General features: G+C 48.6%; 22 protein-coding genes, 16 tRNA genes and 3 rRNA genes. 37 read left to right on the forward strand and 4 right to left on the reverse strand.

The genetic code is table 11. From position 1 onward, the window contains the following. Positions 1–89 precede the first annotated feature (89 nt). Positions 90–1,202: an A/G-specific adenine glycosylase gene (mutY, locus tag K6T23_RS07280; RefSeq protein ID WP_420493505.1), complete on the forward strand. Its 1,113-nt coding sequence runs from the start codon at positions 90–92 to the stop codon at positions 1,200–1,202. On the opposite strand, the gene K6T23_RS07285 is transcribed toward mutY, so the two are convergent. After that, the gene (locus K6T23_RS07285) at positions 1,199–1,423 is read right to left on the reverse strand and encodes a hypothetical protein (protein WP_048012508.1); all 225 of its coding nucleotides are present in this window, start codon (positions 1,421–1,423) and stop codon (positions 1,199–1,201) included. The genes mutY and K6T23_RS07285 overlap by 4 nt on opposite strands. 72 nt (positions 1,424–1,495) lie before the next feature. Here K6T23_RS07285 and fabL point away from each other — a divergent pair, with 72 nt between their 5' ends. The 10 genes from fabL (at position 1,496) to nikC (ending at position 11,533) form a co-directional block, all read left to right on the forward strand. Then, positions 1,496–2,239, forward strand: coding sequence for an enoyl-[acyl-carrier-protein] reductase FabL (fabL, locus tag K6T23_RS07290; RefSeq protein ID WP_048007785.1), 744 nt, complete (start codon positions 1,496–1,498; stop codon positions 2,237–2,239). A gap of 75 nt (positions 2,240–2,314) precedes the next feature. Next, positions 2,315–2,467, forward strand: a complete 153-nt coding sequence (locus K6T23_RS07295) for a gamma-type small acid-soluble spore protein (protein WP_056534607.1) — start codon at positions 2,315–2,317, stop codon at positions 2,465–2,467. A 176-nt stretch (positions 2,468–2,643) separates the two neighbouring features. Then, positions 2,644–2,901: a YgaB family protein gene (locus tag K6T23_RS07300; protein ID WP_079515411.1), complete on the forward strand. Its 258-nt coding sequence runs from the start codon at positions 2,644–2,646 to the stop codon at positions 2,899–2,901. Between the two features lie 147 nt (positions 2,902–3,048). Beyond that, the gene (gene ntdP, locus K6T23_RS07305) at positions 3,049–3,579 is read left to right on the forward strand and encodes a nucleoside tri-diphosphate phosphatase (protein ID WP_053427999.1); all 531 of its coding nucleotides are present in this window, start codon (positions 3,049–3,051) and stop codon (positions 3,577–3,579) included. Between the two features lie 126 nt (positions 3,580–3,705). Next, a complete protein-coding gene (locus K6T23_RS07310; protein ID WP_056534609.1) occupies positions 3,706–5,454 on the forward strand; it encodes an ABC transporter ATP-binding protein in 1,749 nt (582 codons plus the stop codon). A 246-nt stretch (positions 5,455–5,700) separates the two neighbouring features. Further along, positions 5,701–6,717 (forward strand): ABC transporter ATP-binding protein, encoded by a 1,017-nt coding sequence (locus tag K6T23_RS07315; protein WP_238284071.1) that lies wholly within the window; start codon positions 5,701–5,703, stop codon positions 6,715–6,717. Continuing rightward, positions 6,692–7,657, forward strand: coding sequence for an ABC transporter ATP-binding protein (locus K6T23_RS07320; protein WP_056534611.1), 966 nt, complete (start codon positions 6,692–6,694; stop codon positions 7,655–7,657). The genes K6T23_RS07315 and K6T23_RS07320 overlap by 26 nt, the downstream gene beginning before the upstream one ends. Positions 7,658–7,721: 64 nt before the next feature. Further along, on the forward strand, positions 7,722–9,314 hold the full coding sequence (locus K6T23_RS07325; protein ID WP_238284396.1) for an ABC transporter substrate-binding protein: 1,593 nt from the start codon (positions 7,722–7,724) through the stop codon (positions 9,312–9,314). Between the two features lie 292 nt (positions 9,315–9,606). Continuing rightward, complete coding sequence (locus tag K6T23_RS07330) at positions 9,607–10,611, forward strand: ABC transporter permease (protein ID WP_053427996.1); 1,005 nt, start codon at positions 9,607–9,609, stop codon at positions 10,609–10,611. Between the two features lie 25 nt (positions 10,612–10,636). Next, entirely contained in the window at positions 10,637–11,533 is an 897-nt protein-coding gene (gene nikC / locus K6T23_RS07335; RefSeq protein ID WP_056534612.1) for a nickel transporter permease, read from the forward strand. A 40-nt stretch (positions 11,534–11,573) separates the two neighbouring features. Here the strand turns inward: nikC and K6T23_RS07340 are convergent, their stop codons facing one another. Both K6T23_RS07340 and K6T23_RS07345 read right to left on the reverse strand, forming a co-directional pair. Then, complete coding sequence (locus K6T23_RS07340) at positions 11,574–12,659, reverse strand: FUSC family protein (protein ID WP_056534613.1); 1,086 nt, start codon at positions 12,657–12,659, stop codon at positions 11,574–11,576. A gap of 266 nt (positions 12,660–12,925) precedes the next feature. Next, a complete protein-coding gene (locus K6T23_RS07345) occupies positions 12,926–14,212 on the reverse strand; it encodes a glutamate-1-semialdehyde 2,1-aminomutase (protein WP_056534614.1) in 1,287 nt (428 codons plus the stop codon). 286 nt (positions 14,213–14,498) lie between these two features. Between K6T23_RS07345 and K6T23_RS07350 the strand changes: the two genes are divergently transcribed. From K6T23_RS07350 to perR, 5 genes are all read left to right on the forward strand, one after another. Next, positions 14,499–14,774, forward strand: a complete 276-nt coding sequence (locus K6T23_RS07350; RefSeq protein WP_235563475.1) for an ion channel — start codon at positions 14,499–14,501, stop codon at positions 14,772–14,774. Between the two features lie 56 nt (positions 14,775–14,830). Then, positions 14,831–15,295, forward strand: a complete 465-nt coding sequence (bcp, locus tag K6T23_RS07355; protein WP_238284072.1) for a thioredoxin-dependent thiol peroxidase — start codon at positions 14,831–14,833, stop codon at positions 15,293–15,295. A gap of 207 nt (positions 15,296–15,502) precedes the next feature. After that, positions 15,503–16,450 (forward strand): D-2-hydroxyacid dehydrogenase, encoded by a 948-nt coding sequence (locus K6T23_RS07360; RefSeq protein ID WP_238284073.1) that lies wholly within the window; start codon positions 15,503–15,505, stop codon positions 16,448–16,450. 1 nt (position 16,451) lies between these two features. Next, positions 16,452–17,000, forward strand: a complete 549-nt coding sequence (locus tag K6T23_RS07365; RefSeq protein WP_056534618.1) for a cob(I)yrinic acid a,c-diamide adenosyltransferase — start codon at positions 16,452–16,454, stop codon at positions 16,998–17,000. A gap of 85 nt (positions 17,001–17,085) precedes the next feature. Then, the gene (perR, locus tag K6T23_RS07370; protein WP_048007782.1) at positions 17,086–17,538 is read left to right on the forward strand and encodes a peroxide-responsive transcriptional repressor PerR; all 453 of its coding nucleotides are present in this window, start codon (positions 17,086–17,088) and stop codon (positions 17,536–17,538) included. A 68-nt stretch (positions 17,539–17,606) separates the two neighbouring features. On the opposite strand, the gene K6T23_RS07375 is transcribed toward perR, so the two are convergent. Then, positions 17,607–17,960: a YgzB family protein gene (locus K6T23_RS07375; RefSeq protein WP_048007783.1), complete on the reverse strand. Its 354-nt coding sequence runs from the start codon at positions 17,958–17,960 to the stop codon at positions 17,607–17,609. A 154-nt stretch (positions 17,961–18,114) separates the two neighbouring features. Here K6T23_RS07375 and K6T23_RS07380 point away from each other — a divergent pair, with 154 nt between their 5' ends. The 21 genes from K6T23_RS07380 to K6T23_RS07480 all read left to right on the forward strand — a co-directional run bounded on the left by K6T23_RS07380 (position 18,115) and on the right by K6T23_RS07480 (position 26,710). Then, positions 18,115–18,981, forward strand: coding sequence for a nucleotidyltransferase-like protein (locus tag K6T23_RS07380; RefSeq protein ID WP_053427988.1), 867 nt, complete (start codon positions 18,115–18,117; stop codon positions 18,979–18,981). A gap of 270 nt (positions 18,982–19,251) precedes the next feature. Beyond that, a 16S ribosomal RNA gene (locus K6T23_RS07385) occupies positions 19,252–20,802 on the forward strand. 194 nt (positions 20,803–20,996) lie between these two features. Then, positions 20,997–23,930 (forward strand): 23S ribosomal RNA (locus K6T23_RS07390). A gap of 177 nt (positions 23,931–24,107) precedes the next feature. Next, positions 24,108–24,224, forward strand: a 5S ribosomal RNA gene (rrf, locus tag K6T23_RS07395). The 16S, 23S and 5S rRNA genes sit together here with 16 tRNA genes alongside, the layout of an rRNA operon. Before the next feature lie 7 nt (positions 24,225–24,231). Further along, positions 24,232–24,306: transfer RNA gene (locus K6T23_RS07400), tRNA-Asn, on the forward strand. 6 nt (positions 24,307–24,312) lie between these two features. Continuing rightward, positions 24,313–24,405, forward strand: a tRNA-Ser gene (locus K6T23_RS07405). A gap of 5 nt (positions 24,406–24,410) precedes the next feature. Next, a tRNA-Glu gene (locus K6T23_RS07410) sits at positions 24,411–24,485 on the forward strand. Positions 24,486–24,507: 22 nt separating this feature from the next. Further along, a tRNA-Val gene (locus tag K6T23_RS07415) sits at positions 24,508–24,583 on the forward strand. A gap of 91 nt (positions 24,584–24,674) precedes the next feature. Continuing rightward, a tRNA-Met gene (locus K6T23_RS07420) sits at positions 24,675–24,748 on the forward strand. A 100-nt stretch (positions 24,749–24,848) separates the two neighbouring features. Further along, a tRNA-Asp gene (locus tag K6T23_RS07425) sits at positions 24,849–24,925 on the forward strand. Positions 24,926–24,953: 28 nt separating this feature from the next. Beyond that, positions 24,954–25,029 (forward strand) — tRNA-Phe (locus tag K6T23_RS07430). A gap of 9 nt (positions 25,030–25,038) precedes the next feature. After that, a tRNA-Thr gene (locus K6T23_RS07435) sits at positions 25,039–25,114 on the forward strand. A gap of 15 nt (positions 25,115–25,129) precedes the next feature. After that, positions 25,130–25,213, forward strand: a tRNA-Tyr gene (locus K6T23_RS07440). Between the two features lie 8 nt (positions 25,214–25,221). After that, positions 25,222–25,295 (forward strand) — tRNA-Trp (locus K6T23_RS07445). Positions 25,296–25,297: 2 nt separating this feature from the next. After that, positions 25,298–25,373 (forward strand) — tRNA-His (locus K6T23_RS07450). A gap of 41 nt (positions 25,374–25,414) precedes the next feature. After that, a tRNA-Gln gene (locus K6T23_RS07455) sits at positions 25,415–25,486 on the forward strand. Between the two features lie 4 nt (positions 25,487–25,490). Beyond that, positions 25,491–25,565 (forward strand) — tRNA-Gly (locus K6T23_RS07460). A gap of 9 nt (positions 25,566–25,574) precedes the next feature. Continuing rightward, a tRNA-Cys gene (locus tag K6T23_RS07465) sits at positions 25,575–25,648 on the forward strand. Positions 25,649–25,666: 18 nt separating this feature from the next. Next, positions 25,667–25,751 (forward strand) — tRNA-Leu (locus K6T23_RS07470). A 3-nt stretch (positions 25,752–25,754) separates the two neighbouring features. Further along, positions 25,755–25,828: transfer RNA gene (locus K6T23_RS07475), tRNA-Gly, on the forward strand. A gap of 129 nt (positions 25,829–25,957) precedes the next feature. Beyond that, positions 25,958–26,710, forward strand: coding sequence for an alpha/beta hydrolase (locus K6T23_RS07480; protein WP_187443106.1), 753 nt, complete (start codon positions 25,958–25,960; stop codon positions 26,708–26,710). The last annotated feature ends 24 nt before the right edge of the window (positions 26,711–26,734 follow it).

Below are 26,734 nucleotides of genomic sequence, written 5' to 3' on the forward strand. Positions count from 1 at the left end.
TTCGTGGTAGCAGGAGGGCAAGCTCCCCCTGCTTACAGGGGTTATTCCCTATATTGAGTACCAAATAACATCCTGGAGGGACAAAAGTGATAGATGAACCATTAAAGAATCTCCATTCCATCGACCGTGAAGCGTTCCAGGAAGACCTGATCTCCTGGTTCACCAATGAGCAGCGGGATCTTCCATGGAGGAAGGACCAGGACCCCTATAAAGTCTGGGTGTCGGAAATCATGCTTCAGCAAACTCGTGTCGATACGGTTATACCTTATTTTAACCGATTTATCGGAAAATTTCCTACGATAGATGCTCTTGCCTCTGCCGATGAAGAAGAAATACTGAAAGCCTGGGAAGGGCTAGGGTATTATTCACGCGTGAGGAATCTGCAGGCAGCGGCCCGGGAGGTGAGGGACTCATACGGCGGGATCGTTCCTGATGATCCGAAAGATATCGCCACCCTGAAGGGGGTAGGACCCTATACGGCTGGCGCAATCCTAAGTATTGCCTACGGGAAACCCGAACCGGCCGTGGACGGCAATGTCATGAGGGTCTTCTCGCGCATATTATCGATCTGGCTCGATATTGCCAAGCCTTCATCGCGAAAGGTGTTCGAAGAAGCGGTACGGGGCCTCATTTCTGAAGAAAACCCTTCTTACTTCAATCAGGCACTGATGGAGCTTGGTGCGTTGATCTGTACGCCGACGTCCCCTTCATGCCTGCTCTGTCCTGTAAGGGAGCATTGTCATGCATTTGAAGAGGGCGTTCAGTCTGAACTTCCCATCAAATCAAAAAAGAAAAGTGCCCGTAAGCTCAATATGGCAGCAGCCGTGCTTTTCAACACAGATGGAAAGGTTTTGATCCATAAGCGTCCCGGCACCGGACTTCTTGCGAATTTGTGGGAGTTTCCGAACTTTGAAGTCGGAAGTACCGGTCACATCCGTGAACAGCTCCATGAAAGCCTCATTGAAGTATATGGAGTTGAGAGTGCGTTAAAAAGGGAAATCGCTTCGACCTTCCAACATATCTTCTCACACATCATATGGGATATCGATGTATTCGTTGGGGCTGTTGAAGATCATGACTCATATGGTGATCTTATTGCGGTCACACCGGAAGAGCTTGAAAAATATGCATTTCCCGTATCCCATCAAAAGATATGGAAGGAAGTCAGCTCACAGCTTGAAAAGGGGCAAGTGCGCCCCTAATCATAACTGACCTTTGTTCCATTGGTATAAGTAGCTTCATGATGGGACAGGCCTCCGCGTGACTCGATCTCTTTGATGATTTCACGGTGGATGGATTGTCCTTCACTGTTCAAATAAGGTACTATTTGTTGTAGTGAGTGATGGAAGAAGGCAAGCTCGGATTCCTTCCAATCACTCTTTGGTACCATGGAAAGTTCGGTCATATCTCTACCTACATACATTAATGATCCCTCCTGTCCTTAGTTTGGATGAATGAAGGACGAATATACAGAGGGTAAGGAAGGAAGATGAACATGAGTCAAAAAGTAGCATTGGTAACTGGAAGCAGTCGTGGATTGGGAAGGGAAATCGCCATTCAGCTTGCTGAAAAAGGATACGATATCGTCGTCAATTACGCACGCAGTAAAAAGGGAGCCCTTGAGACAGCTGAACAGATCGAAAAGCTTGGACGAAAGGCGTTCATCGTTCGTGCAAATGTCGGGGATGTGGATAAAATCAAGGCCATGTTCGAACAAATCAAGGAGGAATTCGGGCGATTGGATGTTCTCATCAGCAATGCGGCTTCCGGCGTGCTGCGTCCTGTTATGGAGCTGGAAGAATCCCACTGGGACTGGACAATGAATATCAACAGCAAAGCACTGCTCTTCTGTGCCCAGGAAGCTGCAAAGTTGATGGATGACGGCGGAAGGATCGTCAGCATCAGCTCCCTCGGTTCCATCCGCTACCTTGATAACTACACGACTGTAGGCGTCTCAAAGGCAGCGGTTGAAGCATTGACCCGTTATCTGGCTGTCGAGCTTGCGCCAAGGAATATTATCGTGAATGCCGTATCAGGGGGGGCGATTGATACGGATGCGCTCAAGCATTTCCCGAATCGCGAAGAGCTTCTTGAAGACGCCCGCCAGAATACTCCTGCTGGAAGAATGGTCGAAATTGACGACCTTGTGAAGTCCGTCATGTTCCTAGTGTCAGATGATTCGTCTATGATCAGGGGACAAACGATCATTGTCGACGGCGGACGATCGCTTCTCGTCTGACCTGATTTTTTTCAAAAAAAAATCGAATAGTCATCTCCACCCTTGGTTATCTTAATAAGCGTGGAGGTGATTACAATGGCAAAACAAAACAACAAAACAAACATGCAACAACAACAAAAACAACAAAATGCCGGACAACAACAGTACGGCACTGAGTTCGCTTCTGAGACTAACGCTCAAGAAGTGAAAAAGCAAAACCAACAATCAGCTCAAAAGAAACAAAAATAATGTCTGAAATAGCATAGAGCTATTCCATGACCAATGAAAAGCATCCGGATTCCTTCCGGGTGCTTTTTCATTTTCCCTTCGACAAAACTGGTGGGAAAGGGACAGGAAAAGTCAAAGGGATTACCGTTTGGAAGGAGAATCTGTGTAGAGAGTCTTTAACAGGGAGTGGATGGGCTATGCAGGAGTTATTTAATGAACTGATTCATGAGCAGCTGGAAACGATGGACAAGCTGCTCTTCCTTCAATCCGAAATCGAGCGTTGCCAAGAGCTTGAAAAGGAGCTGGTCGAGCTTGAAGAGATGGCTCTTGCCGAGTCACTGAAAAAAGAAATCGAAATGAAGAAATGTGAATTGAAAGACATTCAAAAAGTTTTTCAAGAGCAGACTGATGAAGTCATCCGCTCGTATAAAAAAGAACAGGAAGTATCCCTTTAAGGTATAAAACGAATGAAGGACAAGGGCGCCCAGCGAATGTATTTTCCTAATGGGTAGCCCTTTTGTTTTAAATTTCGGAAGGAAACGTTATAATAATAGAATAGACTTTTATTTATACGTGCAATCCGAAGGAAAGAAGGGTAGAAAATGGCGGTTCCCACAGAAGGGCATTCAGTACAAATACATAGCTTCAAGCATGATGGAAACATCCACCGTATATGGAATGAGACAACCATCCTGAAAGGGACGAGCAATATGATCATCGGTGGAAACGACCGGACGATGGTGACCGAGTCCGACGGCAGGACGTGGATGACCCGAGAGCCTGCAATTTGCTACTTTCATTCAGAATTATGGTTCAATATCATCTGCATGATCCGGGAAGACGGTATTTATTATTATTGCAATCTTAGCTCCCCGTTCGTGTACGATCACGAAGCGATCAAGTATATCGATTATGATCTTGATATCAAGGTGTATCCTGATATGACCTATACGCTCTTGGATGAAGATGAGTATGATGCCCATCGCAAGTTGTACGGTTATCCCGATGTTATCGATCACATTTTGCAAAGGAATGTGGACAAGCTCGTCAGATGGATCAGGCAGCGGAAGGGACCATTTGCCCCTGATTTCATCGATATTTGGTACGAGCGCTATTTAATGCACAGAGGATAAAGGAAGTAGTAACCGATAGGAGGGCTGACCCTTTCTGAGAGCCGCCGGATTCAATCCGATCCGTGCATGGCTTCTCGATCAACGGGGTCATCCCTTTTTCATGGTCAGATTGAAAGGAGTTTTGAAGTGGACAGTATCAAACGGTACCTGCAGTTTGTAAAGCCTTACCGCTGGCAAATCATAGGTACGCTCATTATAGGAATCATCAAATTCGCAATCCCGCTTCTCATTCCGGTACTCATCAAATATGTCATCGATGATGTAGTAGGGAACACCACCCTTACAGCCGGTGAAAAGACGAACCATCTCCTCCTTGTGATGGGGATCATGGTTGTGGTCTTTCTGATCATTCGTCCGCCTGTTGAATATTACCGCCAATACTTTGCTCAGTGGACAGGGAATAAAATTCTCTATGATATCAGGGACCAGCTTTTCTCTCATATACAAAAGCTCAGTTTCAAGTATTATTCGAACACGCGGGCAGGAGAAGTCATCTCCAGGGTCATCAATGATGTGGAGCAGACAAAAAACTTTGTCATGACGGGCCTGATGAACCTCTGGCTGGATCTTGCCACGATCTTGATCGCAGTGGCCATCATGTTCACCATGGACGTATCATTGACCTTTGTATCATTGATTGCCTTTCCGTTCTACGCCCTTTCAGTACGCTATTTCTTCGGGCGTCTCCGTGGGCTTACTCGGGACCGGTCCCAGGCTCTTGCAGAAGTACAGAGCCATCTTCACGAACGGGTCCAGGGAATGCCGGTAATCAAGAGCTTTGCTGTGGAAGATCACGAGCAAACGGCTTTCCGCAGTCAGAATAAGAACTTCCTGCAGAAGGCTTTGGATCAGACGAGCTGGAATGCGAAAGCATTTGCTGTCGTCAATACGATTACAGACATTTCACCCCTCATCATTATCGGGTACGCAGGTTATCAGGTCATACAAGGAGACTTGACCATCGGGACGATGGCCGCATTTGTCGCCTATATCGACCGTCTTTATAGCCCACTGAGGAGACTGGTGAATTCTTCTACGACCTTGACGCAGTCCATTGCGTCCATGGACAGGGTGTTTGAGTTCATGGATGAGAAATACGATATCGACGATGAGCCCGGAGCCATTCCGTGTACGACGGTAAAAGGGGACATCAAATTCGATCAGGTATCATTTAAATACGAGGAAGAAGAAGAAGCGGTGTTGAGCAATCTGAACCTGGATATTCATTCAGGTGAAACGGTCGCCCTTGTCGGAATGAGCGGAGGGGGGAAATCCTCCCTTGTCAGCTTGATCCCTAGGTTCTATGATGTTTCCGAAGGGAGCATACGCCTTGATGGCACAGATATCAGAAGGTTCCAGGTAAGGACGCTCAGGGATAAAATCGGTATGGTTCTTCAGGACAACATCCTTTTCAGTGAATCGGTCAAGATGAATATCAAATTCGGTAATCCGGATGCAACGGATGAAGATGTGATTGAGGCCGCCAAAGCAGCAAATGCCCATGACTTCATCATGAAGCTGCCGGAAGGCTACGATACGAAAGTCGGGGAACGCGGTGTGAAACTTTCTGGAGGTCAAAAGCAGAGGGTGGCCATTGCCAGGGTATTCTTGAAGAATCCACCGATCTTGATCTTGGATGAGGCAACCTCCGCCCTCGATCTTGAGAGTGAACATCTCATTCAGGAATCATTGGAGATGCTAGCAAAAGACAGAACGACTTTCATCGTTGCCCACCGATTATCCACGATAACCCATGCAGATCGCATTATCCATATGGAAAACGGTGAAATTGCAGAGATGGGTACCCATGAAGAACTAATGAAAAAGCAGGATCACTATTATAGACTGTTCCAGGTTCAACAATTAGATAATTAATAGAAAGCCGGTGGAGAAACATTCGTTTCTCCACCGGCTTTTTTTGCGGTGCCTAAATGGGAGTATTTTCCTTGGTGAGTGAAGGAATGATCTAGGACATACGGCATATAGTGAGAGAAAGGATTATTGTCTATTAAGAATAAAAATTCTGAAAATAGATTGCAACATTTGTAGCATCTTGTATAATAAGAAACAGATAAAATTAGAAAATAAAGATTTTTTAGATAACGGAAAGGGAGAGGTTTGATGGGGAAAGCACGTCCTTTATTGCAGGTGGAAGACTTGAGGACCTCCTTTTTCACTGATGATGGAGAGGTTCCGGCAGTCGACGGGGTAAGTTTTCATGTGAATGAAGGAGAGATCCTCGGGGTGGTAGGAGAAAGTGGATGCGGTAAGAGCGTCACATCCCTTTCGGTCATGGGACTAATTCCCTCACCACCAGGTAAAATCACGGGAGGCCATATTCTTTACAAAGGGGAAGATTTGACTAGGGCAACCGATAAGCGGATGAGGGAGATCAGGGGGAATGAAATTGCCATGATCTTTCAGGAACCGATGACTTCCCTTAATCCGGTGTTTACCATAGGAGATCAACTGACAGAGTCCATACGTATACATATGAAACTGAGCAAGAAGGAAGCACTTAAGAGAGCCATTGAGATGTTGAAGAAAGTCGGGCTTCCAAGATCCGAGGAGCTGGTGAAGGAATACCCTCATCAACTGTCGGGAGGAATGCGTCAACGGGTCATGATCGCCATGGCTATGGTGTGCGATCCGAATGTCCTCATTGCAGACGAGCCGACCACAGCCCTTGACGTGACCATCCAGGCGCAGATCCTGAAGCTGATGAAAAATCTGAATAAGGAATTGAATACGGCCGTTCTCCTGATCACCCATGATCTCGGCGTTGTAGCCGAAACGTGTGAGCGTGTCGTCGTCATGTACTCCGGGAAAGTGGTTGAAGAAGGAACGGTCGAAGAAATTTTTAAAAATCCTCAGCACCCTTACACTAAGGGGTTGATCCAATCGGTTCCCGATATGAGGATGAAACAGCAGCGTCTCCATTCGATCAAAGGCAGCGTACCAAGGCCCGGATCGATCAAGACCGGATGTAGATTCGCTGCCAGATGTGAAGCGGCCTTCGATCGCTGCCTGGTTGAAACACCTGAACTATATGAAACATCCAAAGGACATTGCACAAGATGCTTCCTATTCGATGGAGCGGAGGAGGGAGTTTATGACGGAACCATTGTTGAAGGTTGAGAATCTCCAAAAACACTTCCCCATCACGGGGGGACTGCTGGGGAGGCAAATCAGCTCGGTCAAGGCGGTTGATGGCGTATCATTTACCGTCAACAAAGGGGAGACCCTGGGAATCGTCGGGGAAAGTGGATGCGGAAAGTCCACAACCGGAAGGATGCTCATGCGATTGATCGATCCAACCGATGGGAAAGTGACGTTTCAGGACCGGGAGCTTACGAGTCTATCAAATTCCGAAATGCGGAAGATGAGAAGGGAGATCCAAATGGTCTTCCAGGATCCGTATGCCTCTTTGAATCCTAGGCATACAGTGGAACAGATTTTGGAAGAACCCCTCAAGGTCCACGGGATCGGGTCTCAGAAAGAAAGGCGCCAAAGGGTAAGGGAGCTTCTCGAAATTGTAGGTTTGAGCAGCTACCATGCAAAGCGATATCCCCATCAATTCAGTGGTGGGCAGAGACAGCGGATCGGGATTGCTAGAGCACTCATGACGCGTCCGAAGCTCATCATTGCAGACGAGCCTGTGTCAGCCCTTGATGTTTCCATCCAATCACAGGTGCTCAACCTCATGCAGGATCTACAAAAAGAATTCGGCCTCACCTATATATTCATCGCACATGATCTTGGCGTCGTCAGGCATATCAGTGACCGTGTAGGCGTCATGTATCTCGGCAGGATGGTGGAACTCAGCAGCAGTGAAGCCCTCTACGATAAGCCGATGCATCCGTATACGCAGGCGCTTCTGTCGGCAGTGCCGATTCCGGATCCGGAGTTTAAAAGGGAAACCATCCTTTTACAAGGGGATATCCCGAGTCCTTCCAATCCTCCGAGCGGATGCACGTTCCACACCAGGTGCCCGCACGCAACGGAGATATGCAAGCAAAAGGTTCCTGAGTTCAGGGAACAGCAACCAGGGCATTATGTTGCCTGCCATCTTTATTAGGCGGGCGGTATAAAGTATATATAAACCACAGGAGGGGATTTGTTTGAAGAGAAAAGGTTGGTCAATGATCATGCTCATGATCCTTCTCGTATCCACACTGCTTTACGGATGTGGATCCGAAGGTTCATCCGGCGAAGGCGGGGGAGACAAGGATAATGCTGCACCAAAGCAATTGATATTCGGTCGTGGTGGAGATTCCGTGGCACTTGACCCGGCAGTCGTTACAGATGGAGAGTCATTTAAGGTCACAGTGAATATTTTTGAAACCCTTGTGAACTTCGGGGAGCAGGATACAGAACCGAATCCTGGTCTTGCAGAGAAGTGGGACGTAGCCGAAGATGGATTAACGTATACTTTCCACCTTCGTGAAGGAGTGAAGTTCCAAGACGGAACGGACTTCAATGCGGATGCGGTCGTTAAGAACTTCGATCGCTGGATGAACGGGAACGAAGAAGCATTCTATTACTATAAATCCATGTTCGGTGGATTTAAAGGAGACGAAGGGCACGTTATTGAAGACGTGAAGGCTGTTGACGAGAAAACCGTTGAATTCAAGCTGAAACGTCCACAGGCTCCTTTCCTTAAGAACATTGCCATGAGCCCGTTTGCGATTGTCAGCCCGAAAGCAATCGACGAACAAGGCGATAAGCTCGGAGAAAACCCAGTGGATGCAGGAACTGGTCCATTTAAATTCAAAGAGTGGAAGCGTAACGACAAAATCGTCCTCGTGAAAAATGAAGACTATTGGCAAAAAGATCAACCTAAATTGGATGAAGTGGTATTCCGCGCCATCCCTGAAAACTCTGCTCGTCTGAACGCCCTGATTTCCGGGGAAATCGATCTTGCCGATGGAGTCAATCCAAGTGATGCAGGCCAAGTTGAAAGCAATGCTGACCTTCAAATCTTTGAACGCCCATCCATGAACGTAGGCTACCTCGGTTTGACTTCTACGCGTAAGCCGTTCGACAATCCGAAAGTGCGTCAAGCCATCAACTATGCCATCAATAAGCAATCGATCATCGACGCTTTCTTCGAAGGGAAAGCTGAAATTGCCAAAAATCCTATGCCTCCTGTCGTAGCAGGTTATAACGATGAGCTTGAGGGGTATGAATACGATCCTGAAAAAGCGAAGGAATTATTGAAGGAAGCAGGTCTTGAAGACGGTTTCGAGATGGATCTGTGGGCGATGCCAGTACCGCGCCCGTATATGCCGGACGGTCAAAAGGTGGCAGAAGCCATCCAGGCCGACCTTGAAAAAGTCGGAGTCAAAGCCAAAATCGTCTCCTATGAGTGGGCAACGTATCTTGAAAAAGCCCGTAAAGGTGAAGCCGATGCCTTCCTACTTGGTTGGACCGGTGATAACGGAGATGCCGATAACTTCCTTTATGTTCTTCTCGATAAAGACAACATCGGAAGCAACAACTATACGTACTATAGCAATGACGAGCTACACAAACTCCTGATCGATGCCCAATCGGAAACCGATCAAGACAAACGTAACGAGATGTACAAGAAAGCCCAGGAAATCATCCATGAAGATGCCCCTTGGGTACCGCTTGCCCACTCGACGCCACTTCTAGCGGGCAGCAACAAAGTCAAAAACTTCAAGCCGCATCCAACTGGATCCGACTTCCTCGGAGCAGTAGACATCGAATAATCCATCACCACCAAAGGGGAGACGCCAAAAGCTCTCCCCTTTGTACATAGAAAAGCGGAGGGCGCTCGATCTGGCCCGACAAGCATAAGACAGAAATCCGGAAAGGCGTCCTTTGCCTTTTTGGATTTCGGGCTTATGACCTCGAGGGCCAAGCGCCCGTAGCTGGACAAAGAAAAGCGGAGGGCGCTCGATCTGGCCCGACAAGCATAAGACAGAAACCCGGAAAGGCGTCCTTTGCCTTTTTGGATTCATAAACATAGCAACCATTCCTTTTAAAAAGAGGTGAACACTGATGTTTCAATACACCATCCGAAGATTATTGCAGCTGATTCCGGTTCTGTTGGGGATGACATTGATTGTATTCTTCATCATCCGTGCCATTCCTGGTGATCCGGCACAGGTCATTCTTGGGCAGCAGGCCTCGAAGGAAGCCATCGAGCAGCTGAGGAATCAGCTTGGACTTGATACCGCCTGGTATGTTCAATATTTTGACTATCTAAAAGGTCTCCTTACAGGTGATCTTGGTAATTCCCTCAGAACGAAGACAGAGGTCTCATCCGAAATCTGGCCGTATCTGGCAGCCACCGCTGAACTGGCCATCGTGGCCATGATCATTGCTGTTGTCATTGGGGTCAATGCAGGAATCATCAGTGCGTGGTTCCAGAACTCCTGGTTTGATTACACAGCCATGATCCTCGCTCTGATCGGGGTATCGCTTCCGATCTTCTGGCTTGGTTTAATGGAGCAGTGGGTTTTCGGGATTCAGCTTGACTGGCTTCCTACATCTGGCCGGGAAAATGTCCGGAATCCTGTTTCGTCGATTACGAATTTTTATTTGCTCGACACCTTGATACAAGGGAGATTTGATCAATTTGGTGATGTCTTCAAGCATCTCATCCTACCGGGGATTGCCCTCGCGACTATTCCCATGGCTATCATTGCACGGATGACGAGATCTAGCATGCTCGAAGTCATGAGATCTGATTATATCCGGACGGCACGGGCTAAAGGATTGAAGATGTTCTGGGTTGTATACAAGCATTCTTTGAAGAATGCCATCATTCCGGTCCTGACCGTCATCGGGCTACAGATGGGTCTCCTTCTCGGGGGAGCAATCCTGACGGAAACAATCTTTGGATGGCCTGGTATCGGCCGCTATATTTACGATGCCATAGCCTATCGGGATTACCCCGTCATTCAGTCAGGGATCCTGGTCGTAGCCATGATCTTTGTCACCATCAATCTTATCGTGGACCTACTCTATGCGGCTGTTGATCCGCGCATTAAATATAACTAGCATCTACAGGAAGAGGTGAACTCTTATGGCAGAAATAGCAGAACCGCAAAAGGAACTCAGTCCTGCTCTTCATGAGGAGCATGTTTCTCCGTGGAAGGAGGCGTGGAAGAGCTTCCGGAAGAATAAAATAGCCCTGATCGGTCTCTTCATCGTTTTGTTCTTTGTCATTCTCGCAATAGCGGCTCCTCTTATTGCTCCTCAGGGGATCAATGAGCAGAACCTGGCGAAAAGGCTTCAGGCACCGTCCTCCGAGCACTGGTTCGGAACAGATGATTTCGGCCGTGATATTCTTTCAAGGATCATCCACGGAGCAAGGATTTCCCTATGGGTTGGATTCTTTGCTGTCATCGGTTCCGCCGTAGCAGGGAGCCTGCTGGGGATTGTTGCAGGTTATTATGGGCGCTGGGTTGATACGATTATCTCCAGGATCTTTGATATCATGCTCGCATTTCCAAGTATCCTCCTGGCCATCGCCGTCGTTGCGGCACTCGGGCCATCCTTAAGGAATGCCCTTATCGCCATTGCCATCATCAACATACCGAACTTTGGAAGGCTCGTCCGCTCCAGGGTGCTGAGCGTGAAGCAGGAGGAGTATGTGATGGCGGCTAAGGCAATCGGCATGAAAGATAACCGCATCCTGCTGCATCATATCCTCCCGAACAGTATGGCTCCGATCATTGTTCAGGGGACGTTGGCTATTGCTACGGCCATCATCGAAGCGGCCGCCCTTGGTTTCCTCGGTCTGGGGGCACAGGCTCCTCAACCGGAGTGGGGGAAGATGCTCGCCGATGCAAGGACGTTCATGTTGCAAGCACCTTGGACGATGATTTTTCCGGGACTTGCCATCATGCTGACGGTTCTCGGGTTCAATCTCATGGGCGATGGCCTCAGGGATGCGCTTGATCCAAAAATGAAAAATTGACAAAAAAGAAGGAGCCGACAGCATCGGCTCCTTCTTTTTTTTATACTTCTTCTTCTTCCGAGATGGATACTTCGTTATCTTCTTTGTGATACGACTGGAAGCTTGTGATCAATCGCTCCAGATGCTCAAGGTTTTCATCGTATTCAAAGATGGCAGAGAAGATATGAAGCAGGTGGAAATTATGGATATCGTCGTTTTTGGTGTGCTGTTTGACTTCCTCCAGCATGATGGTCATCAATTCTTTTCGGTGAAGACAAACATCCTGCTGTGCTTCCGATTCAGCTTGGGGATGCATCTTGCCAAGGAACTTCAGGTGTAATTGTTCATGATAGGTCAGGAGACAATCGAGCTGAGCCTTGATGACACCCCGGAGTTCATCGGGAAGCTGGTAGATTTCGTTTTCATAGCGGTTTAACCTTTTTAACACTTCAAAGCTGCGGTACGTAGACGAAATCATCTGCCTGAAGATGACAAGCTTCCGGCTTCTGACAATCGTGTTCCGCTTGAAGTATTCACGCTCTTCTTTGTACAGCAGATAAAGCTGATCGACCTTGATGAGCTTTTCTTTGATACGCTCCAGATCTTTTTTTACAAGGTGGAATTCGGTTGCGTGCCTTGTGCTGAGCCTGATCCACTTCAGGATCTCTTCTGTGGAATCCGACACCCGGTGAAATAGCTTTGTCTCATACTTTGGTGGCAAGAAGATCAGGTTGATGATGAAAGAGGAGAATACCCCAATCAAGATCGTAGAAAAACGGATGAGTGCAAATGTAATAAAGTCCTGATCGGTTACCTCCATGATGGCGATGAGTGTGACAAGAGCCAGGCCGATGGTGTTTTGCAGTTTCAGTTTCAAAATGATGGCGATGGCGATAATGACCGCAAGGCCGACCACAAGAGGGCTGCTGCCGAAAATCAATACAAAGATCACGGCGATCCCGGCGCCGACCAGATTTGCCTGGACCTGCTCAATGATGGTCAGGTATGAGCGGTAGATCGTCGGCTGTACGGCGAATACTGCTGCAATCCCTGCGAACACAGGGGCAGGCAGTTTCAGTATTTCTGAGATAAGGAGAGCCAAAACGATCGCAATCCCCGTCTTGAGGATGCGGGCACCAAATTTCATGTATATAGATCCTTTCCATTCTTGACTTTTTCAATAAACAATACTGTACTATACAGGTACTTCAGTACAATATCAATAGGCAATTTCAATTTATTTCAGAAGGTTGCTGCTTGGTATCACAAGGCTTTTCTTACTAGGGTTAGTACCACTTTGGTAAGGAGATTAAACGGGTGTATTGCTCTTTAGTATATGAAGAAGGAGGTGGGATTATCATGGGTGGCTGAATCAAAAAAAGCCCGTCTCGTGTAAGAGACGGGCTGGTGTAATCAAAGCTGCGAGAATGCATTATCGACGGCAACGAGTGTCGCATCGATATCTTCTTCTGTGTGGGCTGTGGTCAAGAACCATGCTTCATATTTTGATGGAGCAAGATTGATCCCTTGATTCAGCATAAGTTTGAAGAACCTGGCGAACATTTCACCGTCTGTGGCTTCTGCCTGCTCATAGTTCTCTACTGTTTCTTCTGTGAAGTAAAGGGTCAAAGCTCCTTTCAGGCGGTTGATGGAAATCGGTGTACCGTGTTTCTTCGCTGCTGCGAGGATTCCCTCTTCAAGCTTGGCGCCGAGTGCATCGAGCTTTTCGTATACACCTTGTTCCTGCAGTACTTCTAGGCAGGCGATTCCCGACAGGATTGATGCTGGATTACCGGCCATCGTTCCAGCCTGATAAGCAGGGCCGAGTGGAGCCACTTGCTCCATGATCTCTTTTTTACCGCCGTAGGCACCGATCGGAAGTCCTCCACCGATGATCTTTCCGAGTGCGGTCAGGTCGGGCTTCACTTTGAGAAGGTCCTGAGCTCCTCCGTACATGAAGCGGAATGCCGTGATGACTTCGTCATAGATCACAAGGGAGCCGGCTTCGTGAGCGATATCATTGATGGCTTCGAGGAAACCTTCCTTCGGCTCGACGATCCCGAAGTTTCCTACAATCGGCTCGACAAGAACGGCTGCGATCTGGTCGCCCCATTTTTCCATCGCTTCTTTGAAAGGTCCGATTTCATTGAATGGAACGGTGATCACTTCCTGGGCGATGCTTTTCGGTACGCCTGCTGAATCCGGTGTCCCAAGGGTGGACGGACCTGAACCTGCTGCCACAAGGACAAGGTCGGAATGGCCGTGGTAACAGCCCGCGAACTTGATGACTTTATCTTTGCCTGTGTAGGCACGGGCAACGCGAATGGTCGTCATGACGGCTTCTGTACCGGAGTTGACGAAACGTACTTTATCCATATAAGGCATGGCTTCTTTGATCATTTTCGCAAACTTGACTTCATGGCGCGTCGGCGTACCGTATAGTACCCCGTTTTCCGCAGCCGTTTTGATGGCTTCAGTCACGTGGGGATGAGCGTGCCCCGTGATGATCGGACCGTAGGCAGCAAGGTAGTCAATGTACTTATTCCCATCGACGTCCCAGAAATACGCTCCCTCCCCGCGTTCCATCGCGACGGGAGACCCGCCGCCGACTGCTTTATACGAGCGTGATGGGCTATTCACACCACCGACGATATGCTCCAGGGCTTCTGTATGTAATGATTCTGATTTAGAAAATTGCATGGTAACCTCCTAGTATTCTTTGAAACTTCCTTCTCTATTGTAGTACTGCGCCACAGGGTTTAGCAAATAGGGGAATACTGGATAGGAGAATGTTTTCGCAGGAGGATGCGTACATATTAGAAGACAAGCTCATGGATGAGGGATGCGGATGCTGTATGTAATCGGATCAATGATCTTTCTGTGCATGATGATGAGCGTATGGGCACTTTTCACTCCTAGTGGGAAAAAGGACCACGTTTTTTCCCTGCACCACTTTTTCTTTCTGGGGATGTGCTACTTGACCATCATGATTGGTTTCGGCGCCATTTACCTCCTTCTCGATCTTGAGGGAGTTCAAATCCTGGTGGAAGATGGTGCACCCATCAGTGGTACCTTCATTGAACATTTCTTCACGAGCATCTACTTCAGCGGCGTGACGCTCTTTTCTCTTGGATATGGGGATGTTACGCCGGTAGGGGTCGGCCGGGGTGTCGCCCTCATAGAATCGTGGCTGGGCTATACGGTACCGGCTGCCTTTGTGGTTAAAAACTTCATGCGACCAAAAGATGATCGAATAAGTTGAGTTTTATCACTGTTTTGGTTACGCTATCGGTAATCAAACCTAGGGAGGGATCAATAATGACAGTTGGTCAGAAGGCACCGGAATTCGAACTGACGGCGAATAATGGTGGAACAGTGAAACTATCCGATTACAGAGGCAAGAATGTCGTGCTCTATTTTTATCCGAAAGATATGACACCGGGATGTACGACGGAGGCCTGTGACTTCCGTGATCACCATGAGAATTTTGAAGAGCTTGATGCAGTCATCCTCGGTGTAAGCCCCGATCCGGCCGAACGCCATGAAAAGTTCATCGAGAATCACGGTCTCCCGTTCCAACTTCTTGTGGATGAAGATCATAAGGTAGCGGAGGCTTACGGGGTGTGGAAGCTCAAGAAGAACTTTGGGAAGGAATACATGGGTATCGAACGCTCCACTTTTATCATTGATAAAGAAGGCACTCTCTCCAAGGAGTGGAGGAAAGTTAAGGTGAAAGGGCATGTGGAAGAGGCCCTTCAATACATCGAAGAGCATCTTTCCTGAAGCGAAATCGCCTATTTTTCTTTTCAGAGGCGTTTGTCCATTCACTTTTACTGCAGGTACATATAGTAAGAGTAGGGCAACCTCCTCAAATAAGTCAGTCTCCCATAGACAGGGCCGGTCAATGACCGCCCTCTTTTTTTTGCCGCTTGAGATTAGAGGGCTGTATGGCGGTGTGATAAAATGGGAGAAAGGAGTGTGGGTGTCGCGATGGATGTAGTATTTACATATGAGCCAAAAGAAGATTTCCGTGTTGAGCTGATGCGTGAATTCCCCGATCAGCAATTTCACTTCTGCAAAAATGTGAAGGAAGCTGGGGAAATACTGACTGTGGCCAAAGTTGTTGTAACAATGGGGGAGGACTTGACCCCTGAAATCCTTGAAAATTGTCGGCAGTTGAAGTGGATCATGGTAACGTCTGCCGGCTTGGAGAAGATGCCGTTTGATTCCATCCGTCAAAAAGGGGTCATGGTGACAAATGCAAGGGGAATCCATAAGATCCCAATGGCCGAGTTCACATTGGGCCTGATGCTGCAACATGCAAAAAAATTCCCAATCCTCGGTGATCAGGAGAAAGAAAAGAGGTGGTCGCGCCGGATCGGTTCCACGGAGCTTCATGATCATGTTCTCCTCGTGCTCGGTGCCGGGGCGATCGGAGGGGAGGTCGCCAGGCTGTCAAAAGCATTCGGGATGAAGGTGATCGGCATCAATTCATCCGGTGAGGCAAAAGACCATTTCGATGAGATGTACACCTTTGAAGGGATGGATAAGGTCCTTGGATCTGCTGACTATATCGTTTCGGTCCTTCCGAGTACGAAGGAGACACGCTCCCTGCTGACAATCGATCACTTCAAAGCCATGAAAGAGAGCGCCGCCTTCATCAATATCGGGAGGGGGGATCTAGTGGAGGAGGAAGTACTCCTCCGTGCGGCCGGGGATCACCTGATTGAGAAGATCTACCTGGATGTATTCAAGGATGAACCCCTGCCTGCAGATCATCCTTTCTGGGAAGAGGAATCAATCACCATCACACCTCATGTGTCGAGCATAACGGAACACTATATGCCGAGGGCGCTCTCCATATTTAAAACCAATCTGCTTGCATATCATAATGGTGAAGAGCTTATCAATATCATTGATACTGAAAGGGGTTATTAAGTTGAAAATTTATACAAAGACCGGGGATAAAGGATCTACATCCCTTATATACGGTACCAGGGTGTCCAAAAAGGATCAGCGTGTAGAAGCATATGGTACATGCGATGAAGCAAATTCCATGCTTGGACTGGCACTAAGCCATATGAAAAATGAATTCTTCGAAGGGAAAGACTCATTCGAGGCCTTCCTTCACAAAGTGCAGACGATCCTGTTCCACGTAGGAGCGGAGCTTGCCACCCCCGAGGGCAAGGAAGTGAAATGGAAGCTGGAGGAGGAGCATGTGAAAGAGCTTGAAGAACAGATTGACGCCCTCGACGGTACGCTCACTCCGCTGACGAATTTCATCCTGCCAGGTGGCCATCCTTCCGGTGCTGCGTTTCACATGGCGAGGACGATTGTGAGGAGGGCTGAGCGGGAAGCGGTAGGAATCGATGAACCGGTCAATCCCCTCGTTCTCTCCTATCTGAACCGATTGTCTGATTACCTGTTCGTGGCAGGGAGATACATCAACCAGCAGATGGGTGAGGGAGAGAAAAATTTGCATGGTTGATGGTGGCATGGATTGACAATCAGCGCCTCCATTAGTACACTATTTATAAAGATTATAAACTAATAATTTTTATGAAAAGAGGTGCATGACGATGTCTGACGAAAGCCAATTGAAAGAAGCGATCTCGACATTGAAGGAAACGGGAGTGCGAATAACTCCTCAACGTCATGCGATATTAGAGTTTCTCATTGAATCAATGGCTCATCCGACTGCTGATGACATATACAAAGCCCTTGAAGGAAAATTCCCTAATATGAGTGTGGCAACCGTCTATAACAATCTTCGGGTCTTCCGTGAAGTCGGACTGGTAAAGGAACTTACCTACGGGGATGCGTCCAGCCGCTTTGATTTTGTCACCACGGAACACTATCATGTCATCTGCGATAGCTGCGGAAAGATTGTCGATTTCCACTACCCGGGACTCGATGAAGTGGAGCATCTCGCCTCTCACGTGACGGGATTCAAGGTTAACAGTCATCGCATGGAGATTTACGGAACATGTCCTGAATGCAGTAAAATCAACAAAGAAACCCATTAAGAATGGCCCACCCGGACCATTCTTTTTTGTTGCGCATCATAAAAAAAGATAGGGGCCTGTTAAGGTCCCTATCGGCTGCGTTTTTTATTATAGTCTTCGTTGAACTCTTCGCCTTCAAGCTTCGGATCCAACGTAAGCGGCTCATTGCAATACATGCACATATCGACACGCCCGAGCACCTTCGTGACCTTCCCGCAATTGGGACACGTCACTTGGACGGCCTTCGTCGAGAGCATGCCGATCCAGAAGTAGACGACCGTACTTCCGATGATTGACAGAAACCCCAATAGCATGAAGGTTGTCATGACCCACGGGTGCTGTCTAAAATAGATACCTACATACATAATGATGAATCCGATGAAAACCAAGCTTAACGCAAAGGTCCGGATTTTATTGATTTTGCTAGAATACTTCTTTGCCATCTCCATCCCCCTCCTAAAAAAATACTATACCATAATCAGGATGGAACGGGGGACGGGAATGACGTTTGTCGAAAAATGACTATAATTACAGAAGGAAATCCAGTGTTCATGTCGAAATAGTTACCAACCAATGATTGATGTGGAGGAGTAAGCAATGGAAGACATTTTAAGACCGATATACCAGGAGCGTACCAGTCACCCTAATACGCTGGGCGCCCTGTTGGTAGAACAGAGCAACAAATTCAGCCCCTTGACCGATACCTTTGATATCGTCCTGTTCCTTGTGGTGAAGGAGGCAGAAGAGCCTGTCTTCATCAAGCATTATTCCTATAAAGATCAAAAAGCAGCCCTGCACGTGGTGACGGAGGAAAAGCTCCGGGAATGGATCCTGCTTGGTTCCAACCGTAAAGTCATCGACTGGATTTTCAATGGGAAAGTATTATTTGATCGGAATGAGTTCATCCAGAATCTGAAGATCGAACTGAGAGATTTCCCTTTCTATGGAAGGAAAATCAAAATGGGTCTTGAGTTTGCCAAACTGATCAGACGATATATGGATGGAAAAGTATTCTTCGAGAGTAAGCATTACCTTGATGCCTATAATCATATTGTCCATTCCCTTCATCACCTTGCAAGACTCTCTGTCATCGAGCATGGATTCCATCCTGAAGTGACCGTGTGGAATCAGGTCAAGCAGATCGAACCGGAAATTTACAAGTTGTATGAAGAGCTGGTGACGAGCGATGAGGAAATCGACAAGCGTCTGGAGCTGCTTTTCCTGGCAAGTGAATTCCTTATCCATTCGAGGATGAAGGTAGCTTCAGAACACCTCATCAGCATACTGGAGCAAAAAGAGTATTGGACATTCCAGGAACTCTTGAATAATGAAGGAGCCAAACATTATTCTGTGGATCTGAGCATGATGATCGAGTATCTGACGGATAAGGGCTTCATCGAGGTGGTTGATGTGGAAACCAAAGGACAGGGGATTTACCATAGATATTACAGGGTTAAAAAATAATTATATTAAAATATTAATTTGTGTTGACTTCTTTTATACGGCTTGATATAGTAGTTAAGTCGCCGCTGAACGAAAGCAAAAACGGTCAGTGGCGACCTAATAAAACAAAAAAAGTTGTTGACAAACGAACGACAACTTGATAAGATTAAAAGGTCGCTTCAGAGAGAAACGAAGCGCTTACAATCTATTTGAACCTTGAAAACTGAACAAAACAAGACAAACACGTCAACGTTAATTCTAGATTTATTTTTAAAAGAGCTATTCAAACTTTTTATGGAGAGTTTGATCCTGGCTCAGGACGAACGCTGGCGGCGTGCCTAATACATGCAAGTCGAGCGGATCGATGGGAGCTTGCTCCCTGAGATCAGCGGCGGACGGGTGAGTAACACGTGGGTAACCTGCCTGTAAGACTGGGATAACTCCGGGAAACCGGGGCTAATACCGGATAACACCTACCCCCGCATGGGGGAAGGTTGAAAGGTGGCTTCGGCTATCACTTACAGATGGACCCGCGGCGCATTAGCTAGTTGGTGAGGTAATGGCTCACCAAGGCGACGATGCGTAGCCGACCTGAGAGGGTGATCGGCCACACTGGGACTGAGACACGGCCCAGACTCCTACGGGAGGCAGCAGTAGGGAATCTTCCGCAATGGACGAAAGTCTGACGGAGCAACGCCGCGTGAGTGAAGAAGGTTTTCGGATCGTAAAACTCTGTTGTTAGGGAAGAACAAGTGCCGTTCGAATAGGGCGGCGCCTTGACGGTACCTAACCAGAAAGCCACGGCTAACTACGTGCCAGCAGCCGCGGTAATACGTAGGTGGCAAGCGTTGTCCGGAATTATTGGGCGTAAAGCGCGCGCAGGTGGTTTCTTAAGTCTGATGTGAAAGCCCACGGCTCAACCGTGGAGGGTCATTGGAAACTGGGGAACTTGAGTGCAGAAGAGGAAAGTGGAATTCCAAGTGTAGCGGTGAAATGCGTAGATATTTGGAGGAACACCAGTGGCGAAGGCGACTTTCTGGTCTGTAACTGACACTGAGGCGCGAAAGCGTGGGGAGCAAACAGGATTAGATACCCTGGTAGTCCACGCCGTAAACGATGAGTGCTAAGTGTTAGAGGGTTTCCGCCCTTTAGTGCTGCAGCTAACGCATTAAGCACTCCGCCTGGGGAGTACGGTCGCAAGACTGAAACTCAAAGGAATTGACGGGGGCCCGCACAAGCGGTGGAGCATGTGGTTTAATTCGAAGCAACGCGAAGAACCTTACCAGGTCTTGACATCCTCTGACAACCCTAGAGATAGGGCTTTCCCCTTCGGGGGACAGAGTGACAGGTGGTGCATGGTTGTCGTCAGCTCGTGTCGTGAGATGTTGGGTTAAGTCCCGCAACGAGCGCAACCCTTGATCTTAGTTGCCAGCATTCAGTTGGGCACTCTAAGATGACTGCCGGTGACAAACCGGAGGAAGGTGGGGATGACGTCAAATCATCATGCCCCTTATGACCTGGGCTACACACGTGCTACAATGGACGGTACAAAGGGCTGCAAGACCGCGAGGTTTAGCCAATCCCATAAAACCGTTCTCAGTTCGGATTGTAGGCTGCAACTCGCCTACATGAAGCTGGAATCGCTAGTAATCGCGGATCAGCATGCCGCGGTGAATACGTTCCCGGGCCTTGTACACACCGCCCGTCACACCACGAGAGTTTGTAACACCCGAAGTCGGTGAGGTAACCTTTTGGAGCCAGCCGCCTAAGGTGGGACAGATGATTGGGGTGAAGTCGTAACAAGGTAGCCGTATCGGAAGGTGCGGCTGGATCACCTCCTTTCTAAGGAAGATTTACTAAAACGTTTGACGACGTCGAAGTTTTGTTCAGTTTTGATGGTTTAATTGGTTTTTTTACGAAGCGCAAGCGGAGTAAAAGAAACTTCCATCATTATATTGTTCTTTGAAAACTAGATAAAGTTTTATTGATAGTCAAGAAATTACCGAGTATCGCCATTTTAGGTTTTTAACCAATTCGGTTAAGTTAATAAGGGCGCACGGTGGATGCCTTGGCACTAGGAGCCGACGAAGGACGGGACTAACACCGATATGCTTCGGGGAGCTGTAAGTGAGCTGATCCGAAGATTTCCGAATGGGGGAACCCACTGTTCGTAATGGAACAGTATCCTTGCTTGAATACATAGAGCATGGAAGGCAGACCCAGGGAACTGAAACATCTAAGTACCTGGAGGAAGAGAAAGCAAATGCGATTCCCTGAGTAGCGGCGAGCGAAACGGGATTAGCCCAAACCAAGAGGCTTGCCTCTTGGGGTTGTAGGACACTCTATACGGAGTTACAAAGGAACGGGGTAGACGAAGAAGTCTGGAAAGGCTCGTCAAAGAAGGTAACAACCCTGTAGTCGAAACTTCGTTCCCTCTTGAGTGGATCCTGAGTACGGCGGGACACGTGAAATCCCGTCGGAAGCTGGGAGGACCATCTCCCAAGGCTAAATACTCCCTAGTGACCGATAGTGAACCAGTACCGTGAGGGAAAGGTGAAAAGCACCCCGGAAGGGGAGTGAAATAGAACCTGAAACCGTGTGCCTACAAGTAGTCAGAGCCCGTTAACGGGTGATGGCGTGCCTTTTGTAGAATGAACCGGCGAGTTACGATCCCATGCAAGGTTAAGTTGAGAAGACGGAGCCGCAGCGAAAGCGAGTCTGAATAGGGCGAATGAGTATGTGGTCGTAGACCCGAAACCAGGTGATCTACCCATGTCCAGGATGAAGTCCAGGTAACACTGGATGGAGGTCCGAACCCACGCACGTTGAAAAGTGCGGGGATGAGGTGTGGGTAGCGGAGAAATTCCAATCGAACCTGGAGATAGCTGGTTCTCTCCGAAATAGCTTTAGGGCTAGCCTCATGTTGTAAGAGTCTTGGAGGTAGAGCACTGTTTGGACTAGGGGCCCTCATCGGGTTACCGAATTCAGACAAACTCCGAATGCCAAAGACTTATCCATGGGAGTCAGACTGCGAGTGATAAGATCCGTAGTCGAAAGGGAAACAGCCCAGACCACCAGCTAAGGTCCCAAAGTATACGTTAAGTGGAAAAGGATGTGGAGTTGCTTAGACAACCAGGATGTTGGCTTAGAAGCAGCCACCATTTAAAGAGTGCGTAATAGCTCACTGGTCGAGTGACTCTGCGCCGAAAATGTACCGGGGCTAAACGTATCACCGAAGCTGTGGATTGACACCGTTTGGTGTCAGTGGTAGGAGAGCGTTCTAAGGACTGCGAAGCTAGACCGTAAGGACTGGTGGAGTGCTTAGAAGTGAGAATGCCGGTATGAGTAGCGAAAGATGGGTGAGAATCCCATCCACCGAATGCCTAAGGTTTCCTGAGGAAGGCTCGTCCGCTCAGGGTTAGTCGGGACCTAAGTCGAGGCCGATAGGCGTAGACGATGGACAACAGGTTGATATTCCTGTACCACCTTTCTTCCATTTGAGCAATGGGGGGACGCAGGAGGATAGGGTAAGCGCACTGCTGGATATGTGCGTCTAAGCAGTTAGGCTGATGATGAGGCAAATCCCATCATCGTGAAGGCTGAGCTGTGATAGCGAGCGAATTATAGTAGCGAAGTTCCTGATTCCACACTGCCAAGAAAAGCCTCTAGCGAGGAAGATGGTGCCCGTACCGCAAACCGACACAGGTAGGCGAGGAGAGAATCCTAAGGTGAGCGAGAGAACTCTCGTTAAGGAACTCGGCAAAATGACCCCGTAACTTCGGGAGAAGGGGTGCTCTGGTAGGGTGCAAGCCCGAGAGAGCCGCAGTGAATAGGCCCAGGCGACTGTTTAGCAAAAACACAGGTCTCTGCGAAGCCGTAAGGCGAAGTATAGGGGCTGACGCCTGCCCGGTGCTGGAAGGTTAAGAGGAGTGCTTAGCGCAAGCGAAGGTGCGAATCGAAGCCCCAGTAAACGGCGGCCGTAACTATAACGGTCCTAAGGTAGCGAAATTCCTTGTCGGGTAAGTTCCGACCCGCACGAAAGGCGTAACGATCTGGGCACTGTCTCAACGAGAGACTCGGTGAAATTATAGTACCTGTGAAGATGCAGGTTACCCGCGACAGGACGGAAAGACCCCGTGGAGCTTTACTGTAGCCTGATATTGAATTTTGGCACAGCTTGTACAGGATAGGTAGGAGCCTTGGAAGCCGGAGCGCTAGCTTCGGTGGAGGCGTCGGTGGGATACTACCCTGGCTGTGTTGACATTCTAACCCGCGCCCCTTATCGGGGTGGGAGACAGTGTCAGGTGGGCAGTTTGACTGGGGCGGTCGCCTCCTAAAGAGTAACGGAGGCGCCCAAAGGTTCCCTCAGAATGGTTGGAAATCATTCGCAGAGTGTAAAGGCACAAGGGAGCTTGACTGCGAGACCTACAAGTCGAGCAGGGACGAAAGTCGGGCTTAGTGATCCGGTGGTTCCGCATGGAAGGGCCATCGCTCAACGGATAAAAGCTACCCCGGGGATAACAGGCTTATCTCCCCCAAGAGTCCACATCGACGGGGAGGTTTGGCACCTCGATGTCGGCTCATCGCATCCTGGGGCTGTAGTCGGTCCCAAGGGTTGGGCTGTTCGCCCATTAAAGCGGTACGCGAGCTGGGTTCAGAACGTCGTGAGACAGTTCGGTCCCTATCCGTCGTGGGCGCAGGAAATTTGAGAGGAGCTGTCCTTAGTACGAGAGGACCGGGATGGACGCACCGCTGGTGTACCAGTTGTCTTGCCAAAGGCATCGCTGGGTAGCTATGTGCGGAAGGGATAAGTGCTGAAAGCATCTAAGCATGAAGCCCCCCTCGAGATGAGATTTCCCATCACTTTATGTGAGTAAGATCCCTGAAAGATGATCAGGTAGATAGGTCAGAGGTGGAAGTGTGGCGACACATGGAGCTGACTGATACTAATCGATCGAGGACTTAACCAAAGTAAGACGAAGGAGGCGCTTCGCGTCTCCCGGACTGGACGATACGCCGGTAATGATTGACTATCAACCCTTTATCTAGTTTTCAGGGAATAAGTATACATAAAGTATAAAAAAAACCTTGAAATTACCGCGAAGATGCGGTATAATAATACTTGTCCTTTTGAAGGACGCACATAGTCTGGTGACATTGGCGAAGAGGTCACACCCGTTCCCATGCCGAACACGGAAGTTAAGCTCTTCAGCGCCGATGGTAGTTGGGGGATCTCCCCCTGCGAGAGTAGGACGTCGCCAGGCGGTACATTCCACAGTAGCTCAGTGGTAGAGCTATCGGCTGTTAACCGATCGGTCGCAGGTTCGAGTCCTGCCTGTGGAGCCATTATATGGAGAGCTGTCCGAGTGGCCGAAGGAGCACGATTGGAAATCGTGTAGGCGGTTTATAGCTGTCTCAAGGGTTCAAATCCCTTGCTCTCCGCCATATAAGGCCCGTTGGTCAAGCGGTTAAGACACCGCCCTTTCACGGCGGTAACACGGGTTCGAATCCCGTACGGGTCACCATTTTCAAACAGAAAGAATCAGTGGAGGATTAGCTCAGCTGGGAGAGCATCTGCCTTACAAGCAGAGGGTCGGCGGTTCGATCCCGTCATCCTCCACCATTGTTTTTTCACGAAGCGAAGCGTAGTGAAAAAAACGTTCCATGCGTTCTTGAACTTAACAGGTTAAAGAATGGAATCAAACTTTTATCGTCGTGGGGTGGAGCAGTTCGGTAGCTCGTCGGGCTCATAACCCGAAGGTCGCAGGTTCAAATCCTGTCCCCGCAATACCGTTTTGATCCGAGAGGATTGGGATGTAGTGACATTGATAGCATATTTGCTATTAAAAGAACATTGATCTTTATTTTCGCTAATGCGAAAAAAAGTTGGTCCGGTAGTTCAGTTGGTTAGAATGCCTGCCTGTCACGCAGGAGGTCGCGGGTTCGAGTCCCGTCCGGACCGCCATTTTTCATTTTTAATAAAAATATGCAATGGCTCAGTAGCTCAGTTGGTAGAGCAATGGACTGAAAATCCATGTGTCGGCGGTTCGATTCCGTCCTGAGCCACCATTTTTTTGTGCCGGTGTAGCTCAACTGGTAGAGCAACTGACTTGTAATCAGTAGGTTGGGGGTTCAAGTCCTCTTGCCGGCACCACTGATTTTTTTAGCTGGAGGGGTAGCGAAGTGGCTAAACGCGGCGGACTGTAAATCCGCTCCTTCGGGTTCGGCAGTTCGAATCTGCCCCCCTCCACCATTTAGTACAGGGGCATAGTTTAACGGTAGAACGAAGGTCTCCAAAACCTTTGGTGCGGGTTCGATTCCTGCTGCCCCTGCCATGGCGATTGTGGCGAAGTGGTTAACGCACCGGATTGTGGTTCCGGCATTCGTGGGTTCGATTCCCATCAGTCGCCCCATATTTTTGTCACATTTTTCTCTGTGTGTCATATACTAACAGTGGGCTATAGCCAAGCGGTAAGGCATCGCACTTTGACTGCGACATGCGTTGGTTCGAATCCAGCTAGCCCAGTAGTGCGGAAGTAGTTCAGTGGTAGAACACCACCTTGCCAAGGTGGGGGTCGCGGGTTCGAATCCCGTCTTCCGCTCCATAGAAAAATGGCGGCATAGCCAAGTGGTAAGGCAGAGGTCTGCAAAACCTCTATCACCGGTTCAAATCCGGTTGCCGCCTCCATATTGTTTTTAGACGCTTGCCGGTGTGGCGGAATAGGCAGACGCGCACGACTCAAAATCGTGTTCCGTAAGGAGTGCCGGTTCGACCCCGGCCACCGGTACCATAAGCGGGTGTAGTTTAATGGTAAAACCTCAGCCTTCCAAGCTGATGTCGTGGGTTCGATTCCCATCACCCGCTCCATCTTACATATTCAGACTTCCAACAGATTTGTTGGAAGTCTTTTTTTGTATTGCAGGAGAGAATATCTGGAAACCCCATCCGTCTCCTTATATACTGGACATAACGTATAGATCATTAGGGGGAAAACGCATGAACATTCAATCTATCCAGTTGAGCAGCAACCCGCAATCGACGCTTACAGCTTATTTATTGGATACAACCAAGCGTATGAAAAACATTACCACCCGTCCTGCCGTTCTGATCCTGCCGGGAGGAGGGTATTACTATACATCCGACCGGGAGGCAGAGCCTGTAGCCATGGCATACTTGTCAGAAGGCTATCATGCATTCACCCTACGTTATTCGGTAGGAGAAGCCAAGAGGTTTGAAGATTCATTCAGGGATGCTGAGGAAGCTTTAGCTTATATCAGGAATCATGCCTCTGAATTAGGAGTGGATCCTGAGCGTATCGCGGTAGTCGGCTTTTCCGCTGGGGGGCATCTGGCCGCTTCGCTGGGTACCATGGGTACCTACAGACCGAGAGCCCTGATCCTTGGGTATCCTTGTATTCTTTCAAACCTTGAGGATGTGCTGGCATTCCCGGTGCCATCCCTCGAAGAGAAAGTTGATGGGAACACACCTCCTAGCTTTTTGTTTTCAACTTTTGAAGACCGGATTGTACCAGTTGAACATACGGTGGAATTCATAAGGGCCCTCACCCGTGCTGGCGTCCCCTTTGAATCTCATATTTTTCAGCATGGTGTACACGGACTTTCCCTAGGGAAGCCTTTGTCATCGGCTGGACAGCGTTCAATGGTAGACGATGATTTCTCACAGTGGTTCCAGCTCAGCATCTCCTGGCTCCACCGATTGATGGGAGACTTCCCCCTAGACCGTGAATAATAGATATAACTCACTCCCGCTTTA

Source organism: Rossellomorea marisflavi, from assembly GCF_022170785.1.
Lineage (GTDB): Bacteria > Bacillota > Bacilli > Bacillales > Bacillaceae_B > Rossellomorea > Rossellomorea marisflavi_B.

Coding starts and splice junctions, on each gene's coding strand:
- K6T23_RS07285 (WP_048012508.1), bottom strand. CDS start 1,423: ATGTATGTAGGTAGAGATATGACCGAACTTTCCATGGTACCAAAGAGT.
- fabL (WP_048007785.1), top strand. CDS start 1,496: ATGAGTCAAAAAGTAGCATTGGTAACTGGAAGCAGTCGTGGATTGGGA.
- K6T23_RS07295 (WP_056534607.1), top strand. CDS start 2,315: ATGGCAAAACAAAACAACAAAACAAACATGCAACAACAACAAAAACAA.
- K6T23_RS07300 (WP_079515411.1), top strand. CDS start 2,644: ATGCAGGAGTTATTTAATGAACTGATTCATGAGCAGCTGGAAACGATG.
- ntdP (WP_053427999.1), top strand. CDS start 3,049: ATGGCGGTTCCCACAGAAGGGCATTCAGTACAAATACATAGCTTCAAG.
- K6T23_RS07315 (WP_238284071.1), top strand. CDS start 5,701: ATGGGGAAAGCACGTCCTTTATTGCAGGTGGAAGACTTGAGGACCTCC.
- K6T23_RS07320 (WP_056534611.1), top strand. CDS start 6,692: ATGACGGAACCATTGTTGAAGGTTGAGAATCTCCAAAAACACTTCCCC.
- K6T23_RS07325 (WP_238284396.1), top strand. CDS start 7,722: ATGATCATGCTCATGATCCTTCTCGTATCCACACTGCTTTACGGATGT.
- K6T23_RS07330 (WP_053427996.1), top strand. CDS start 9,607: ATGTTTCAATACACCATCCGAAGATTATTGCAGCTGATTCCGGTTCTG.
- nikC (WP_056534612.1), top strand. CDS start 10,637: ATGGCAGAAATAGCAGAACCGCAAAAGGAACTCAGTCCTGCTCTTCAT.
- K6T23_RS07340 (WP_056534613.1), bottom strand. CDS start 12,659: ATGAAATTTGGTGCCCGCATCCTCAAGACGGGGATTGCGATCGTTTTG.
- K6T23_RS07345 (WP_056534614.1), bottom strand. CDS start 14,212: ATGCAATTTTCTAAATCAGAATCATTACATACAGAAGCCCTGGAGCAT.
- K6T23_RS07350 (WP_235563475.1), top strand. CDS start 14,499: ATGATTGGTTTCGGCGCCATTTACCTCCTTCTCGATCTTGAGGGAGTT.
- bcp (WP_238284072.1), top strand. CDS start 14,831: ATGACAGTTGGTCAGAAGGCACCGGAATTCGAACTGACGGCGAATAAT.
- K6T23_RS07360 (WP_238284073.1), top strand. CDS start 15,503: ATGGATGTAGTATTTACATATGAGCCAAAAGAAGATTTCCGTGTTGAG.
- perR (WP_048007782.1), top strand. CDS start 17,086: ATGACGATGTCTGACGAAAGCCAATTGAAAGAAGCGATCTCGACATTG.
- K6T23_RS07375 (WP_048007783.1), bottom strand. CDS start 17,960: ATGGCAAAGAAGTATTCTAGCAAAATCAATAAAATCCGGACCTTTGCG.
- K6T23_RS07380 (WP_053427988.1), top strand. CDS start 18,115: ATGGAAGACATTTTAAGACCGATATACCAGGAGCGTACCAGTCACCCT.
- K6T23_RS07480 (WP_187443106.1), top strand. CDS start 25,958: ATGAACATTCAATCTATCCAGTTGAGCAGCAACCCGCAATCGACGCTT.